Origin of the sequence: Metabacillus sp. KUDC1714, assembly GCF_014217835.1 — a bacterium.
GTDB classification, from domain to species: Bacteria; Bacillota; Bacilli; order Bacillales; family Bacillaceae; genus Metabacillus; species Metabacillus rhizosphaerae.
The window spans coordinates 2,747,623-2,763,460 of sequence record NZ_CP055263.1 but is presented as its reverse complement, the minus strand read 5'-3'; the positions used below and the strand labels follow the sequence as shown (position 1 = coordinate 2,763,460).

General features: G+C 36.4%; 16 protein-coding genes. 7 read left to right on the top strand and 9 right to left on the bottom strand.

Annotated elements, in window-relative coordinates; genetic code table 11:
* The first annotated feature begins 12 nt into the window (after nucleotides 1–12).
* Nucleotides 13–759 carry an amino acid ABC transporter ATP-binding protein gene (locus HUW50_RS13205; RefSeq protein ID WP_066336566.1) on the top strand — a complete coding sequence of 249 codons (747 nt, stop codon included), beginning with the start codon at nucleotides 13–15 and terminating at the stop codon, nucleotides 757–759.
* Nucleotides 760–979: 220 nt separating this feature from the next.
* Here the strand turns inward: HUW50_RS13205 and HUW50_RS13200 are convergent, their stop codons facing one another.
* Nucleotides 980–1,558: a competence protein ComK gene (locus HUW50_RS13200; RefSeq protein ID WP_083964719.1), complete on the bottom strand. Its 579-nt coding sequence runs from the start codon at nucleotides 1,556–1,558 to the stop codon at nucleotides 980–982.
* Nucleotides 1,559–1,956: 398 nt separating this feature from the next.
* Here HUW50_RS13200 and HUW50_RS13195 point away from each other — a divergent pair, with 398 nt between their 5' ends.
* Entirely contained in the window at nucleotides 1,957–2,190 is a 234-nt protein-coding gene (locus HUW50_RS13195; protein ID WP_066336577.1) for an IDEAL domain-containing protein, read from the top strand.
* 199 nt (nucleotides 2,191–2,389) lie between these two features.
* Nucleotides 2,390–2,998, top strand: a complete 609-nt coding sequence (locus tag HUW50_RS13190; protein ID WP_083964720.1) for a general stress protein — start codon at nucleotides 2,390–2,392, stop codon at nucleotides 2,996–2,998.
* A 180-nt stretch (nucleotides 2,999–3,178) separates the two neighbouring features.
* Here HUW50_RS13190 and aceA read toward each other — a convergent pair whose 3' ends face one another.
* A complete protein-coding gene (gene aceA / locus HUW50_RS13185) occupies nucleotides 3,179–4,459 on the bottom strand; it encodes an isocitrate lyase (RefSeq protein ID WP_066336586.1) in 1,281 nt (426 codons plus the stop codon).
* 109 nt (nucleotides 4,460–4,568) lie between these two features.
* The gene (gene aceB / locus HUW50_RS13180; protein ID WP_066336589.1) at nucleotides 4,569–6,158 is read right to left on the bottom strand and encodes a malate synthase A; all 1,590 of its coding nucleotides are present in this window, start codon (nucleotides 6,156–6,158) and stop codon (nucleotides 4,569–4,571) included.
* 271 nt (nucleotides 6,159–6,429) lie between these two features.
* Between aceB and HUW50_RS13175 the strand changes: the two genes are divergently transcribed.
* The gene (locus HUW50_RS13175; protein WP_066336594.1) at nucleotides 6,430–6,882 is read left to right on the top strand and encodes a DUF2269 family protein; all 453 of its coding nucleotides are present in this window, start codon (nucleotides 6,430–6,432) and stop codon (nucleotides 6,880–6,882) included.
* A 123-nt stretch (nucleotides 6,883–7,005) separates the two neighbouring features.
* On the opposite strand, the gene HUW50_RS13170 is transcribed toward HUW50_RS13175, so the two are convergent.
* The 4 genes from HUW50_RS13170 to HUW50_RS13155 form a co-directional block, all read right to left on the bottom strand.
* Entirely contained in the window at nucleotides 7,006–8,277 is a 1,272-nt protein-coding gene (locus tag HUW50_RS13170) for a M48 family metallopeptidase (RefSeq protein WP_066336597.1), read from the bottom strand.
* Nucleotides 8,278–8,402: 125 nt separating this feature from the next.
* Complete coding sequence (locus tag HUW50_RS13165; protein WP_066336602.1) at nucleotides 8,403–8,705, bottom strand: AzlD domain-containing protein; 303 nt, start codon at nucleotides 8,703–8,705, stop codon at nucleotides 8,403–8,405.
* Nucleotides 8,698–9,423 carry an AzlC family ABC transporter permease gene (locus HUW50_RS13160; protein WP_066336604.1) on the bottom strand — a complete coding sequence of 242 codons (726 nt, stop codon included), beginning with the start codon at nucleotides 9,421–9,423 and terminating at the stop codon, nucleotides 8,698–8,700. The genes HUW50_RS13165 and HUW50_RS13160 overlap by 8 nt, the downstream gene beginning before the upstream one ends.
* A gap of 41 nt (nucleotides 9,424–9,464) precedes the next feature.
* A complete protein-coding gene (locus tag HUW50_RS13155; RefSeq protein WP_066336612.1) occupies nucleotides 9,465–10,016 on the bottom strand; it encodes a helix-turn-helix domain-containing protein in 552 nt (183 codons plus the stop codon).
* 141 nt (nucleotides 10,017–10,157) lie between these two features.
* On the opposite strand from HUW50_RS13155, the gene HUW50_RS13150 reads away from it, so the two are divergent.
* The gene (locus HUW50_RS13150) at nucleotides 10,158–10,907 is read left to right on the top strand and encodes an SIS domain-containing protein (RefSeq protein WP_066336615.1); all 750 of its coding nucleotides are present in this window, start codon (nucleotides 10,158–10,160) and stop codon (nucleotides 10,905–10,907) included.
* Nucleotides 10,908–11,122: 215 nt separating this feature from the next.
* Here the strand turns inward: HUW50_RS13150 and HUW50_RS13145 are convergent, their stop codons facing one another.
* Nucleotides 11,123–11,848, bottom strand: coding sequence for a GntR family transcriptional regulator (locus HUW50_RS13145; protein ID WP_066336619.1), 726 nt, complete (start codon nucleotides 11,846–11,848; stop codon nucleotides 11,123–11,125).
* A gap of 147 nt (nucleotides 11,849–11,995) precedes the next feature.
* On the bottom strand, nucleotides 11,996–13,453 hold the full coding sequence (gene nagE / locus HUW50_RS13140; RefSeq protein ID WP_066336627.1) for an N-acetylglucosamine-specific PTS transporter subunit IIBC: 1,458 nt from the start codon (nucleotides 13,451–13,453) through the stop codon (nucleotides 11,996–11,998).
* Nucleotides 13,454–13,819: 366 nt separating this feature from the next.
* On the opposite strand from nagE, the gene nagA reads away from it, so the two are divergent.
* Nucleotides 13,820–15,010 carry an N-acetylglucosamine-6-phosphate deacetylase gene (gene nagA / locus HUW50_RS13135; protein WP_066336628.1) on the top strand — a complete coding sequence of 397 codons (1,191 nt, stop codon included), beginning with the start codon at nucleotides 13,820–13,822 and terminating at the stop codon, nucleotides 15,008–15,010.
* Between the two features lie 61 nt (nucleotides 15,011–15,071).
* A complete protein-coding gene (gene nagB, locus HUW50_RS13130) occupies nucleotides 15,072–15,818 on the top strand; it encodes a glucosamine-6-phosphate deaminase (protein WP_066336634.1) in 747 nt (248 codons plus the stop codon).
* Nucleotides 15,819–15,838 lie beyond the last annotated feature (20 nt).

Sequence of the window (15,838 nt, the reverse complement as noted above, 5' to 3'; positions counted from 1 at the left end):
TGGAGGTTTACAATGATTCACATACAAAATCTTTTCAAAAAATTCAATGATTTAGAAGTGTTAAAAGGAATTGATTTAACAGTAGAAAAAGGTAACACAGCAGTTATTATCGGCCCATCAGGCTCTGGAAAAACAACTTTCCTTCGGTGCTTAAACCTCCTTGAACTGCCTGAAAAAGGCTCAATATCCTTAGGAGAAAAAGAAATCGAGTTTAACGAAAAGAAGCGACTTTCCTCTTCACAGATTACTTCCTTTCGAAAACAAACTGGCATGGTCTTTCAAAATTATAACCTCTTTCCGCATTTTACGGCTCTGGAAAATGTCATGGAAGGGCAAATCACAGTATTAAAAAGATCAAAAGACGAGGCTCGAAAAAAATCACTTCAACTTTTAGAGAAAGTTGGGCTCAAAGACCGATCTGATATGTATCCACACCAATTATCGGGAGGACAGCAACAACGTGTTGGTATTGCTAGAGCCATGGCAATGGATCCAAATGTGCTACTCTTCGACGAACCTACATCCGCTCTCGACCCAGAGCTAGTTGGAGAAGTCCTTAAGGTAATGAAGGAGTTATCAGAAGAAGGGATGACGATGGTCGTTGTCACTCATGAAATGCAATTCGCACGAGATGTAGCTGATCAAGTCATTTTTATGGACAATGGAGTTGTCGTCGAAAAGGGCACTCCTGATAAAGTGTTCGGTAACACACAAAACCCGCGCACATTGCAATTTTTGAACAAAGTCAATGCTAGGTAATAAGAAAAGCGTAAGCGCCTTGTTCAGCCCCGACAAGCATAAGACGCAAATGAATAGAAGACGTTCTTTGTCTTCAATTCATTTGTGGCTTATGACCTCGAGGGGCTAGGAGCTGGAGCTAGACACCGAAACTGAGTAAGAAAAATTATTAATTCTAATACGAGACAAAGGCTATCCAACAACTGGATAGCCTTTGTTCTGAATAAATAATCATTCAATCTCACCAAGAGAAACGATCCAATTCCCTTATCATCTGTTCATAAATAGCATTCTTCTCTTTCTCATCTTTTGGAATGAGAAACATGTTCAATTTTCGTTGCTCTAATTCAATTCGTGATGATATCATTGTGCGAAGCTGTGCTGTGCGATAGTATTGGTTTTTAAATGATCCAATAGACATTGGTAGAGTGATTTGTTTATCATTTGAAAAGGTTACAATCGTATTATCATGTTCTACTTTTGCGCTATTTTTTATAAAATAATGTGAAAGCCATGCACATTGTGGTCTCGTTGAGGATGTAGTCGGGAAAAAGTAAATCGAATTTGCTGGGTCAATAACGATAGGTGATTTATGGGTAATTCCCATTAGGTTTTTGGTCCCATCCTTTCTTCCAGAGTAACTGCTTCCGAAATATCGACAGCTTTGATCAATTACTTCCATTGGACGTTTTTCGACAACAAACTCTTCCTCATACTCAAGGATTCTAGTACTCATCTTGTTTGAATCAGGTAAAATAGCCATTGTAAAACGATTGATAATGTAATCCTCTACAGTCTTTTTCGTTGCAATCATCATCATTCACCTCTTCTAATTATTAGGTAATATATCCCATACCAAATCTAGCATGTACAAAAATGAATTTCTATAAATTTACAAAAAACACACAAAAAAAGTGACTTCCTTAACATTTCTGTAAAGAAGTCACTCCTCGTTCATTTGTTCAGTTATTGTCTCAGTCTCAATTTTTTCATTGTAGCTGTCAATTCCAACAAGAGGATTTAAAGCAGTTGGTAATAGCTCTAGTTCTTTGTCTTTATTCATTCAAATCACACCCTTTTGCCATAGCTTTTCCAACTTGTTGTATTTCATACTTACTAAAAATATTCCTGTTAAATTTTTTAAAAATTTTAACTATTCGGTTGATTTTCAGTTGTTAATTCCATACAATATAAAAAAGGCATCAGGGGTGATCTTAAATGAAAAATAAAAAGTCGTCTTACACTGAGATCATGAAGTCCCGTAACACAAAAAACGTTCCATCTGAGCATCCTGTATTAGACATGTATATTCAAATGGTTCTAGACGAAGCGTTGTTTAACAGGAAAAGAGATTTGCTAGAAGAACGTATTAATGATGCACTTGACACAAAGAACAAAACATTATTTATGACATTATCAAAAGAATACAAGGTTTTACGTTTGTTAGGATAGAGACTGCCAATTGGCGGTCTTTATTTTTTTCATTTTAACTCTTTTCTTAAACATTAATGCTATTTGTCTTTCGATAACAAACGTGCAGAATTTTTCTACTTCTAAAATATTGAACAAAAAATATGAGTTTATAGATCTGCACTTCGGGTACTTAATTAATAGAAACATCAATACGAATAAGATGAGGAGGAGTTAAAAAGTGGACAACCATAAGAAAAAGATTGTAGGTATTTATGATACAGAACAGGAAGCTATTCTAGCTGTAGAGGATCTTAAAAATCAAGGATATAACACCGAAGACATCTCCGTCATCAGTAGAAATCGTGAAGATGTAGATTATATCTCAGAAGAAACCGGTACAAAAGCAGGCAAAGGGGCTGCTACAGGTGCTGCAGCGGGTGGTACACTCGGTGGGGTAACTGGATTATTAGCTGGAGTAGGGGCATTAGCTATCCCAGGCATTGGACCGATTATAGCAGCAGGACCAATTGTAGCTGCATTGACTGGTGCTGCAGCAGGTGCAGGAGTAGGTGGATTATCAGGAGCGCTCATAGGGATGGGCATTCCAGAAGATGAGGCAAAGCATTACGATGAATCTGTAAAAGATGGTAAGATCTTAGTTCTTGTTGATAAGAAAGATGATTTCATTGACAGAGAGCAAAACATTCCTCCAGAGCTGGATACAACACCAATTGAAGGTAGTAGCGTACGTGAAAATGACTACAATAATTATAAAGATCGAGATCCTTCTTTAACCGATAACAATCATAAAGTGAACACCGGGACCAATACTAACAGGAACTGGTAATTAACACCAACAAAATTGGTCATAATTTTGCATGTGCAGCTTAATATATTATATGACATGAGTCCTTAGATTTTAGGGGCTCATGCTACATATTAATAATTACTTCGAAGTTAATATGTCCAAAATAAATGAATAGAAGCTTGGATTACAGTCATCCAAGCTTCTATTTTTTGAATACTATTAAGCCTCGGTAAACTGAGCCGCCTCAGTAGATCCTTTTAAAGCAGTGGTCGAGGATGTTCCCCCGGAGATTGTTTGCGCCACTTCATCAAAATACCCGGTACCAACCTCACGTTGATGTCTAGTTGCCGTGTATCCATAAACCTCACTTGCAAATTCTCGTTGTTGAAGCTCAGAATAGGCTGCCATACCATGGTCGCGGTAGCCACGTGCAAGCTCAAACATACTGTGATTAAGTGCATGGAATCCTGCAAGTGTTACAAATTGAAACTTATAACCCATTTTAGCAATTTCTTTTTGGAACTTAGCAATTATTTCATCGTCTAGTTTCTTCTTCCAGTTAAATGATGGTGAGCAGTTATAGGCTAATAATTTTCCAGGGAAGCTTTCATGAATTGCATCTGCAAATTTTTGCGCTTGCTCAAGATTTGGTTCTGATGTTTCACACCAAATTAAATCAGCATATGGTGCATAGGATAGTCCTCTGCTAATCGCTTGGTCAATGCCAGCTTTTGTACGGAAGAATCCTTCTACAGTTCGTTCTCCTGTTAAAAATTCATGATCAGCAGGATCAACATCACTTGTAATCAAATCAGCTGCATCAGCATCTGTACGAGCAATAATGATCGTTGGTGTTCCCATTACATCTGCTGCTAAACGTGCTGAGATAAGATTTTTTACAGCTGTTTGTGTTGGTAATAAAACTTTCCCACCTAGGTGGCCACATTTTTTCTCAGAGGATAATTGATCTTCAAAATGAACCCCCGACGCTCCTGATTCAATCATTGATTTCATCAGTTCGAATACATTTAACTGCCCACCAAAGCCCGCTTCTGCATCTGCAATAATCGGTGCAAACCAATCAATAATTTCCTCCCCTTCAAGATGTTGAATTTGATCTGCTCGTTGAAGCGCTTGATTAATTCGTTTAACAACATTAGGAACACTGTTTGCAGGGTATAAACTTTGGTCAGGGTACATATTTCCTGAAAGGTTTGCATCTGCAGCAACCTGCCAGCCACTTAAGTAAATGGCCTTTAAGCCAGCTTTAATTTGTTGCATAGCTTGATTTCCAGTTAAGGCACCTAGTGCATGGATGTAATCCTCTGTTTGAAGACTGTTCCAAAGCTTTTCAGCCCCTCTTCTTGCTAACGTATATTCTATATCGATTGAACCCCTCAATCTGATTACCTCTTCTGAAGAATATGGACGAGTAATCCCTTCCCAACGCTTATCTAGCTCCCAGCTTTCCTGTAATGCTTTAATTCTTTGACCGTTCATTTCCCAGTCCCCCATGTTTACAATTTTAAATGTACTTTATCAATGCGAAAAGTCGGATATTATAATTGTTCGAACCTAAGATAAACCGCTCCCATTATTCCTAAAATAGTCAAAGCTTTTCATAGCTCGGAATTGTTAAGAAATCAATAAATTCATTACGCTTTACTAGCTCATCAAATACTTCAATTGCCTTTTCAAAATTCCCCTTTTGAAAGGCTACTTCACCAACTGCTTCACGTATATTTCTAACCTCTTCCTCTCTCATTTGGTCATAAAGTCCAAATGTGAGCTTACGACCATCCTCAAGTATGCCACGTGGATGGCGAATCCATTGCCATAACTGTGCTCTTGATATTTCCGCTGTTGCAGCATCCTCCATTAAGTTATGGATTGGTGCAGCGCCCCGGCCACTTAGCCATGATGCAAGATAACGGATGCCAACATCGATATTTGTTCTTACTCCCTCCTCTGTAATTGTCCCGTCTGGTACTTCTAATAAATCTTCAGCTGTAACTTCAACATCTTTCCGTTTGCGATAAAGTTGATTAGGTGTTTTCATATGCTCATCAAATACATCCATTGCTACCTTTATGAGTGCAGGATGTGCAACCCATGTACCGTCATGACCTTCTGTTGCTTCTCTTTCTTTATCAGCTCGCACCTTCTCGTATGCTCTTTCATTTTTTTCAGGATTGTTTTTGACAGGAATTTGCGCAGCCATTCCTCCCATTGCATGAGCATTTCGCTTGTGACAAGTTTTGATTGCAAGCAATGAATAAGATCTCATAAACCCAACAGTCATCGTGACCTGTGCGCGATCAGGTAGAATGACAGATTCACAGTTTCTAAGCTTCTTTAAATAACTGAAAATATAATCCCAACGCCCACAGTTTAAGCCTGCAGAATGCTCTTTTAATTCATATAAAATTTCATCCATTTCAAATGCCGCCATTATTGTTTCAATTAGAACAGTTGCTTTAACCGTCCCTTGTGGAATATTTAATTCGTCTTGTGCAAAGCAAAATACCTCATTCCAAAGTCTTGCTTCAAGATAACTTTCCATCTTAGGTAAATAAAAGTATGGTCCGCTTCCTCGTTTAATCAGCTCCTTGGCATTGTGAAAAAAGAATAATCCAAAGTCTACTAAACTGGCAGACATTCTTTTTCCATCTAGCTCAATATGTTTTTCTTCAAGATGCCAGCCTCTTGGTCTTACCTTTAAGATAGCAATTTCTTCATTTAGCTGATACGCTTTACCACTTTCATTTTGATATGAAATCGTTTTGCGAACAGCATCTCTCAGGTTAACTTGACCACCTATTATATTGTGCCAGCTTGGTGAAGTCGCATCCTCGAAATCAGCCATAAACACTTTTGCACCTGAGTTTAGTGCATTGATCACCATTTTTCGATCAACTGGGCCGGTGATTTCAACACGACGATCTTGAAGATCTTCAGGAATTGGCTCTACTGTCCAATCTCCATTACGTATGTGTTCTGTTTCAGGTAAAAAACCAGGTAACTTACCTAAATCGATATCCTGCTGTCTTTCCACCCTTTTCTGTAACAATTCTCGCCTACGTGTGCCAAAATTTCTTTCAAGCTTTTCAATAAATTGCAACGCTTCTGGTGTTAACACTTGTTGAAATTCATGCTTCATTTCCCCAACTATTTTACAACCTGTCATTTGTGTTGCCATGTTTGAAAGAACACCCCACTTTTATTGTTATAACACAGTTTGTTATTACTAAAACTAATATATAACAGAGTGATTAAAAATGGAACAATTTTCTTTAATAAATTTCAAAAAAAGTTTTGACAAGCTTTTTACTATGGTGATAGGCATCCCTATGAGGCATAAGCCACCATAATATAAAAGTCAAAAATTATAGATTTTCTTACTAAAAGGGTTACCTTCACTTTGTAATATCTGTTACTATTAACTCATAAATTTATAGGAGGAAAGTATTATGAGTATTTATGGTTTTATTGTACTAATACATATCATTTCAGCAGTATGTGGATTGGGCGCAGCATTTGCATTGCCAGTCTTAATGAAAAAGCCTGAAACAGTAACCCAAGCCAAATTCGCTTTCAAGGTAAATGCGGGAATTGAAAAGATCGTTAAGATTGGCAGTATTACTCTTTTAGTTACAGGTCTAATTTTGGGTGCACTGAACCCAAGTCTATTTACCCAAATATGGTATATTGTTTCTATTGTTATATTTATAATGGTTCAACCTGTAGTTGCTGTCATTCTTCCAAAGAAACTAGCTGAACTAGAGAAATTATTAAATAGTATTAAAGAAGATAAATTGCCAGATTCATATTTTCAGATTAGTAAGCAAATGGCTCCTTACAATGGTTTTACTCATTTAGCTGCCATCGTCTTAATTATACTAATGGTGCTAAAGCCTTTTTAGTCCATATAAAAAGGACTCTGCGAATACTATGCAGGGTCCTTTTAAAAATATGAATACTAATAAAGTAATGACTAGTTATAAAAATATTTACTTGCAATTCCCTCATGCTTTTAATTAGAACATTTATTCACTACCCGATTCTTTTTCCCCATGCTCTTCCAAGTAAAGAATTCGCTCAAACATTGTAGGATGAGTATAGCGAAATATTTTTACTAAAGCAGGTGGATTTACCTCACTTAACCCAGCTCTTGATAACTCTTGGAACGAGCTTATTGCCGCTTCGTTGTTATTTGTCATTTCAATTGCATACATATCAGCAGACTTTTCTTGATAGCGTGCAACAGTATTTGCTAATGGACTAGAGGCAAATGTCAGCACCCCTAGCAAGATTAAAAATAATGGAAATGCAGTTAACTCTCTAATTGAATTAATTTTCAGCAAAGATCCAAACTGCTTAATCATGAGTTTCATTAAAAGATGAATGATGAATAATCCGAATAGGCTTAAGAATAAATAGCCTGCGATCCCGACATAAATATGATTCATCACGTAATGCCCCATTTCATGGGCCATGATAAACAAAATTTCCTCTTCACTGAGTCTATTTAACGTAGTATCCCAAAGAACAATTCTAGAATTTGATCCTATTCCGGTTACGTACGCATTTAGTGCATTTGTCTTTTCAGACATATTCACTTCATATACATGTTCAGCAGGTATATCTGCCTCATTAGCGATGGCTAAAATTTTTTCTTCCAATTCCTTGTTTTGTAACGGATAAAAATCATTATATAAAGGGTCAATCAAAACTGGTTGAACAAACATTAAAAACATTGAAAATGGGATTGACAGTAACCATGCGTACAGCCACCATCTTTTTTCAAACCTCTTGATAAGCCAATACAGTACAATGACTATTACTGTCATCAAGGCATAATTCACCCAAAAATCAATTAATTGATCCTTCATCCACGCAGAAAATGTTTGTGTTGTGATATTATACGATTTCGAAATTCGAAATCCTAGCAACTCTACTGGAAAAGAAATGACAGATATTAATAGCGATAACCAAAAAAAGTAGACAGCTGATTGTAAGCTAAAAAACCTTGACGTCACATTAGACCATTCTTGCATTTTTCGTGAAATCCCAGTGATAAGAATGACAAATAGTAAAAACCATTCAAATGGTACTGTTACAAAAAAAAGGAAATTTTTTATTGTTGAATATTCCTGAGATAGCAGCAGTTCCCTACCGGACATAAAAGTGGATGGATCTGCAGAAGAGCCCTCATATGGAGCAGGAACACCTGTCCCCGAAAAAATGAATAGATACCAATATACTAATAAACCATATAAAAAATAAAGAAAAATTGATCCTGTTAACCATTTCCTCAACTAGCCATCCCTCCTTGAACAAGCTCTTACTTCTAGTGTAGTTTCGAGCCCTTTTAAATAGAACATGAAAAGGAAAGGCTTTTCTTATCACCATTAAATAGACTCACACTGTTTAATTCTAACACCTACAACATACTATATAGAACAAGCGTACCAATTGCCCCCATTACAACGACAATAACATTTGCTCCGGTAAATGCAATTAAGGTTGCGGCAATAGCTCCGATTATACCAAACATAAGATCCTCACTAATAAGAAAAACACCTGGTACGATCAATGCTCCTAAAGTGGCAAAAGGAACATTCTTTAATACATTCTGTACAAAGACCGGCAGTTTTAATTGACTTAGTGCAACAAGTGGAATCATCCGCGGTATATATGTAACAAGTCCCATTCCAATTATCATAAACAAAATGGTTTTATCCATGCTGATCCACCTCTTTTGTAAATTTCGAATAGATAAGTTCAACAATGACTGCAGACACCAATGTTGATAAAACAATCGACCAACCAGTTGAGATCATCCCTGTTATATAGCAAAGTGAATTAATTATTGCGGCCAATACTGCTAAAAAAAGCACCTTTCGATGTTTTTTCAACGATGGAATTAATAATCCAATAAACATTGCGTATAACGCGATTCCCATACTTTCTTGCACAGTGGTTGGGAGACTGGCACCAATAACAAAGCCAATTCCTGAATTCACAACCCAACTAGCGTATGAAATAAACATTAACCCAAATAAATAGCCTGAATTTACCGCTCCCTCTCTCGTTGATGCAACTGAAAAGGTTTCATCTGTTAAACCAAATGAATAAAGTGCCTTTTTCCATAGCGAGTCGTCTTCAACCTTTTCACTTAATGAAGCAGACATTAAAAAATGACGTATGTTCACAATAAACGTTGTAAAGATGATTTCAATAACACCAGTTCCTACAGCTATTAAGCTTAACGAAATATATTGAGAAGCGCCTGCAAAAACAATTAAACTCATAAGCACTGTTTCTGAAAGGGATAACCCAGTTGACTTCGAAAGGAGCCCAAATGTTAAGGCCACAGGTAAATAGCCAATTGCTATACTGGCACCTCCTTGTATTCCTTGGAGAAAACTAGATTGTTTTTTTACAAGAGTTGTTGTTGCCAACTTCCTTCCTCCTTAACTATGATTGAAAATCTACTCACTATTTAAGGATAGTAAATAAGTAAGTAACAGCTTGTTGTAACTTCTGTATGATTTGCATATGTATGTGATTGATTTGCCTGAAACTTCATTGAATCACCCTTTTTTAACACATACTCCTCACCATGGATCGAAATTGTTGCTTCACCTTCGCATACAAGGACATATTCTTCAACACTTCCGTGGTGTCGCTCAGACGTATGGACACAGCCTGGCTTAAATTCCATAAAATAAATTTCAAACTTTTTCGAAGAATCAAATGGAAAATAAGGATATACTTGAAATAGCTCATTATTTTCTGAAACCGCAGTCTTCTGATTTAAACGTACAACTGATATAGTTGGTTCTGTTTCCTCCACTAATGATGAAAAAGAAACTTGAAGGCCGTTGGCAATTTTCCATAATGTATTTACAGTAGGACTTGACTCCCCCTTTTCGATTTGCGATAACATCCCCTTACTAACTCCTGTTACCTGAGCAAGCTGATCATAACTATAACCTCTAAGCTTTCGAATATTCTTTAAGTTTTCAGCAATTTGCGTTTGAATTGATTTCATAATTTCTCCCATTCCCTCACGATGTATAATATAGTATACATTTGTATTATATAACTAACAACAGCGTTTTTTCACTACTTTCATTTCATTCCTACATAAGGTACATTGATTATAGAAATCTTGTTGATTTGAGGTGAAAACATGTTAACAACATATTTTACAAAATTACAGGAAAAATTGCAGCTAGTTATGGAGAATGAGGCCAAATCAATGGAGATGGTTGCAGCTAAAATAGCTGAGAGCATCCAACAGGGTGGAATTATCCAATTATTTGGATGTGGTCACTCACACATCCTTACTGAAGAAGTGTTTTTTCGAGCAGGTGGACTTGCCCCGATAAAGCCAATTTTAGTTGAACCGCTAATGCTTCATGAGGGTGCAGTAAAATCTTCACAGTTGGAAAGAACAAATAACTATGCTGTTTCATTTATGAAAAAACAGGATATCAAGCCAAAAGACCTCGTCATTGTTATTTCCACTTCAGGCATAAATCCAGTACCAATTGATGTCGCTCTTCTTGCAAAGGAAAAAGGAGCATTTGTAGTGGGGATTTGTTCTTTTAACTATACAAAAGACCAGACCTCCAGACATAAAAGTGGAAAATTCCTCGCTGAAGTTGTCGATATCGCCCTTAATAATTTTTCCGTAAAGGGTGATGCGATTCTTACTCATGAGAAAGTTGGGGTTCCTTTTTCATCATCTTCTACCGTCATCGGGGCTGCTATGTTAAATGGGATATTAGCAGAAGCGATTAAAAAGATGGTGGAGGACGGATTTGAACCACCTATCTTTTTAAGTGGGAATATCGCTGGTGCTGATGAACATAATCACTTATTAATTCAAAAGTATAGTAAACGTATCGAGTTATTAACAATGGGAATTGATGAATAAGAACAAAAGCTCAGGGCGCCTTGACAGCCTCAGGCAAATAAGATGATTAAGAATAGAAAAGAATGCGTTCTTTGCCTTCAATTCTTAATTAGCTAGACCCTAGAGGGGCTAGGCGCTGGAGCTGGATGTCGTGCGCTTATCCAAGTACTAGAATTTTATAGTTTCCTGAATAATATAAAAAGCTCCACCTGTAAATATAGTAGGTGGAGATTCCTTTACTTTCGCTCAATGTCAATTTTAAACTTATATTTATCCGCTCGATATGAAGACCTAACAAGCTCAAGTGGTGTGCCATTTTCTAAAAATGTCTCTCTTTGAATGAGTAAAACTGGAACACCCTTTTTAATCTTTAGATGTTTAATGTCCTCATCATTAACAAGCGCAGCTTCAACTGTTTGAGTTGCATGACCGATGTTTAAATGTAGTTCATCCTCAATATACGTATATAATGACTCCTCTAAAATCTCTGGAGTTAATCCAGGAATCAATTTAACTGGTAGATAACTCGTCTCTAAAGCAATCGGTTCTTCATTGGCTAAACGTAGTCTCTTTATTTTATAAATAAGCTCTTCTTCTCCGAGATCAAGGCGTTCTTTTATATCTTGATCAGCGGGGAAAATTTCAAAATGTAATAATTTATTTCCTGGCACTAATTTACGAGCTTTCATATCTTCAGTAAAACTTGTTAGTCCTTGTAAATTTTGTTCAAATTTTTGATTTGAAACAAAGGTTCCTTTCCCTTTTTCTCTAAAGAGGTATCCCTTATTTACCAAGTTTGTAATCGCTTGTCGGACTGTCATCCGGCTTATTTGATAGCTTTCCGAAAGTTCTCGTTCTGAGGGCAACGAATCACCGGGCATCAATTCCTCAGATTCAATTGTTTGTTTTATATGCTCTTCTAACTGATAGTACAAAGGAAGAGGAGAATTTTTGTCAATCACATATAGATCTCCTTTCAATTTCGCTAATATTCGCTAATGCCATTATAGTAATAGTCCTACTTTTATACAATATTATCTCCTAGAACGTAAACAAAAAACTACCTGTATTTATATACTTACCAGGTAGTTTTTATGTTTTTTTATCTATTAACTTTTACGGATTTTTTCCATTTCATCTGCTACAAATTGAACCTGTGTTCCTACAATAACTTGAATGCTTTGTGGTCCAACAATGTTGATACCAGGAATACCTGTAGATTTAATCTTATTCTGATCAACTACATCCATGTCTTTTACTTCAATTCTTAAGCGTGTAACGCAATTGTCAACAGACGTCACATTTGCATCTCCGCCTAAGCCATCATAAATCTTTGCAGCCATTACAGCAAATTTATTCTCTGTTGTTACTGAGCCTGTAGATTCGCCTTCCTCAAGATCTTCATCAGTATCTGCCTCTCTACCAGGAGTTGCTAAGTTAAACTTCGTAATTAAGAAGCGGAATAATACATAATAAATTACTGCAAAAATTAATCCTTGAAGCAATAGCATAAATGGTTGGTTCGCCAATGGAAGTTTTGAACTTAAAATAAAGTCAACTAGACCAGCACTGAAGCTGAAACCTGCAGTCCAATGAAAAAATGCTGCAACCGCTAAAGAAATACCTGTTAATGCCGCGTGAACTACATAAAGAGCTGGTGCTAGAAACATGAAGGAAAATTCCAATGGTTCAGTAACACCTGTAAAGAATGAAGCAAAACCAGCAGCTAATAATAAGGACGCAGCTTGTTTTTTTCTAGTTGTTTTTGCAGTATGATACATAGCTAGGGCTGCTGCAGGCAATCCAAACATCATCACAGGGAAGAATCCCGCTTGATACATTCCTGTTATTCCCTTTGTTCCAGTCCCAGCCCAGAAGTTACCAATGTCATTAATTCCTGCAACATCAAACCAGAACACTGAATTTAGGGCATGATGTAAACCTGTTGGTATTAATAGTCTATTAAAGAATCCATATAACCCAGCACCTATAAACTCCAATTGACTAATCCATGTACCAAATGTAACTAATCCTGTAAAAATCACTGGCCATGCAAAGAACAATACTGCGGAAACGAGTAACATTGCTATAGCTGTCATAATTGGAACTAGGCGTTTACCACTAAAGAAGGACAATGCAGCTGGTAATTGTACATGACTAAAGCGATTGTACATAATAGAAGCGATGATCCCAGATAGTATTCCAATAAACTGATTTTCTATTTTTATAAAAGCAGGATTTACATTTTCTGCATCAATACCTTGCAGCATCGCTACAGAGTCTGTTGAGAGTAGCGTTGTAACAACTAGAAATGCAACCAACCCACTTAATGCTGCTGATCCATCTTTATCCTTAGACATCCCTAATGCAACACCTACTGCAAATAAGATTGCCATATTGTCAATTACTGAGGAACCAGCTTTAATTAAGAATGCTGCTAAAGGACTACCTGCGCCCCAACCTGCTGGATCAATCCAATAACCAATCCCCATCAAAATTGCCGCAGCTGGTAATACTGCTACTGGTAACATCAATGAGCGACCAATTTTTTGTAAATATTTCATCATTTCCCTTTCCTCCAATCAATTATGCATAATCTAGATGAGACTAAATATAAATCGAATTTTTTTATATTTTAAAACGTAGTAAAAATGTTGGTGCAGGAAATACTGCTATATGAAGCATTTATCACTCTAAACTCTTTGTTAATAAATATGTGTTCTTATCTCTCCCTTCATAGTTGGAAGCGTTTAACACAATCATAGTAACATTTAATAATATAGATGTCTATACCAATTTTCTTGTTTTATATAAGATTTTAGTCCTATTTCTATGAAAATTGCGTATCACTTCCTAAACTGGTATAGACAACTATATATTTTGATGCTATTCTTTAATTATCAAATTAGAAGAAAAAGAAGGAGTACATGGCTATGAATTCATCTTCGAAAAAGGTAATGCTTCAACATGGAACAACTTATGCAGAAAATCAAGTAATTAAAAATAGCTATATTAAAATAGATGATGGAAGAATTACAGAAATTGGACCTACGAATGATCTTTCAGATTCATCAGATTATCAAATAATTAACATACCTGATGGTTTTAGTATTATACCCGGAATGATCGATATTCATATTCATGGAGCAAATGGTGCTGATACAATGGATGCTACGCAAGAGGCTCTTGATATAATGTCATCCACTCTTCCAAGGGAAGGCACTACAAGCTTTTTAGCGACGACAATGACTGAAGATCCTAGTGCCATTGCGAATGCTCTAAGGAATGCTGGAGAATATATCGACTCTTTTCAATCAGAAGGTAATGCAGAAATTTTAGGTATTCACTTGGAAGGACCTTTTATTCATAAGGATAAAGCTGGTGCACAACCAATACACCATATTTTAGATCCTAATTTAGAAACCTTTAAATTATGGAAAGAATTGTCTAATAACCATATTAAGCTTGTTACGCTTGCTCCTGAACTTCCAGGAGGTGGTGAGGTGCTCCAATATTTAAAGAATCAAGGAATTATTGGCTCTATCGCACATTCTCAAGCAACATATGATCAAGTTTTAGAGGCGATCGAAAATGGACTTAATCATGTTACCCATCTTTTCAACCAAATGACAGGTCTTCACCATCGAGATCCTGGAATAGTAGGTGCTGCATTTTTAAGAAATGAATTAATGGTTGAAATAATTGTTGATGGGATTCATGTTCGTCCTGAAATCGTTGACCTTGCCTTTAATCAAATTACCGACGAACGAATGATTTTGATTACAGACTCTATGAGAGCAAAATGGCTTAAAAATGGGGTATATGATTTAGGTGGTCAAATGGTAACAGTGAAGGATGACCATGCATTACTAGATGAAAACACTCTAGCCGGCAGTGTATTGAAAATGAAAGATGCCTTTAAAAACATACAGGAATATGCAGGCTGTGATATTAAAAGCGCCATTAAAATGGCGTCTGAAAATCCTGCAAAGCATTTAAAGGTCTTTGACCGAAAAGGAAGCATATCGATTGGTAAAGATGCGGATATCGTTGTCCTTGATGATCAAATGGATGTTTTTATGACTATGTGTAAAGGGAAAATCGCCTATTCAAAGCAAATGTGATGTTTTCACTTTACCTTTACCGGGGACTGTCCCCTTATCTTTTACACTGGAGTTGACACTAATGAAAATAATTGAAGTTAAAAATTATCAAGAAATGAGTCTTGCAGCTGCACAATATATCATTAATATGTTAAAAAATACTTCCAAATTAACATTAGGTCTAGCGACTGGAGGTACACCACAAGGAGTTTATCAACACTTAATTGAAGATTATAAGAAAAACGGTACTTCATACGCACAGGTCACTAGCTTTAATTTAGATGAATATATTGGTTTATCGAAGGATGATCCAAATAGCTATTATCGCTATATGTATGAAAATCTGTTTAAGCATATCAATATCTCTCTTCAGCAAATAAATATCCCAAGTGGAATGAACACTAATTTACAGTCTGAATGTGAAGAATATGAAAACAAGATCCATCAACATGGCGGTATTGATTTACAGCTATTAGGAATTGGTAGTAACGGGCATATAGGATTTAATGAGCCTGGAACCTCCTTTCAATCAAAAACACATGTTGTGGGCTTAACTCAATCAACAAGAGAAGCAAATGCTCGTTACTTTACAAGTATAGAAGAAGTTCCAACACAAGCTATTACGATGGGAATTCAATCAATCTATAAAAGTAAAGAGATCTTGCTTTTAGCATCCGGTAAAGCGAAACAAGATGCCATGGTTAAGCTTCTAAATGGAGACGTAACTGAAAGCTTTCCAGCCTCTATATTAAAACAACATCCAAATGCAACGATAATCGCTGATGAGGAAGCTTTGTTTGGTGTGAAGGATGTTAGTTTATTTAGGTAAGGTACAAAAGCGCAAGCGCC